The organism is Paenibacillus sp. N119s, assembly GCF_059447605.1.
This window is the reverse complement of sequence record NZ_JCAJRU010000442.1, coordinates 1-1,361: the sequence shown is the minus strand read 5'-3', so window position 1 is coordinate 1,361 and position 1,361 is coordinate 1. Positions and strand designations below refer to the sequence as shown.

1 protein-coding gene is annotated in these 1,361 nt (G+C 50.8%); it reads left to right on the top strand.

Annotation, left to right across the window (positions count from 1 at the left end; all coding sequences use genetic code 11):
• Positions 1–1,361 (top strand): condensation domain-containing protein (locus AC5V8P_RS25585; RefSeq protein ID WP_495474053.1); only part of this gene is annotated, 1,361 nt, incomplete at both ends.

Genomic DNA, 1,361 nt, shown 5'->3' with positions numbered 1-1,361 from the left:
CCAAGAGAGAACGGTGCTGACCCCAAGTGATGTCCTGTTAAACCATGTCACGCTGGACGAGCTGGAGCAATTGGTGGAAGATACGCGGGATCTGGGCGAACTGGAAAATGTGTATGCTTTGACGCCGATGCAAAAGGGGATGCTCTTCTATAGTTTGATGGATGAGAATTCGGCGGCTTATTTTGAGCAGGCTACCTTTGAGTTGAACGGGCGTTTTGATGTGGTTACCTTCAGCAAGAGCTTGGATCTGCTCGTACAGCGTCATGAGGCATTGCGGACGAACGTTATCAACACCTGGAAGGATGAGCCTGTGCAGGTCGTTTTCCGTCATCGCAGCGGAGAGTTGTACTATGAAGACCTGCGCGGACTAGAAAAAGAGGAACGAGAAGCTCGGGTGGAAGCTTTTGTCCTCGAGGATAAAGCGAAAGGATTCAACCTCGCAGAGGATGCGCTCATTCGTGTCTCGATTTTGCAAACCGGGGATGAAACGTACCACTTTGTTTGGAGCTTCCATCACATTTTGATGGATGGCTGGTGCCTGTCCTTTATGACCCAGGAGGTATTCGGCAGCTATCTGGCCCTGCGCGCGGGCCATGAGCCAGCGCTGGAGCCTGTCACGCCGTTCAGTCGCTTTATCGAATGGCTGGAACGTCAGGACCGTGAGGCGGCCTTGCAATACTGGCGTGGGTATCTGGCGGACTACGAGCAGCAAATTACGCTTCCGCAGCAAAAAGCCCTGCCGAAATCGATGCAAGTCGGGGAATATGTCGCTGAAGATCTGGAATGTGACTTCCAGCCAGAGCTGGTGGCTCAGATCGAACGGGTGGCGAAGCAAAATCAAGTCACGATCAACACGCTGATTCAGACCGTATGGGGCGTTCTGTTGCAGAAGTATAACAACAGTTCGGATGTCGTGTTCGGCAGCGTTGTATCCGGTCGTCCAGGGGATATTCCAGGTGTGGAGCACATGATCGGGCTATTCATTAATACGATTCCAGTGCGTGTGCAGTCTGAACAAGGTGAAACCTTTGTCGAGTTGATGAAACGAACACAGCGGCAGGCTTTGGCTTCCAATGCCTATGATGCGTTCCCGCTGTATGAAATCCAAGCACTGACTGAGCAGAAGCAGGATTTAATCAACCATATTATGATATTTGAAAATTACCCGGTGGAGCAGCAGGTAGAGCAGTTGGGCAGCGAGGGGCAGGATAAATTTACGATTTCGAATGTGGTGGCTACAGAGGAAACTAACTACGATCTGAATATGCTCGTTATGCCGGGTGAAGGCATCAAGATTCGATTTATGTATAACGCGCTCAGCTTTGATCAAGCAGGCATTGAGCGTCTGCATGGACATTTTG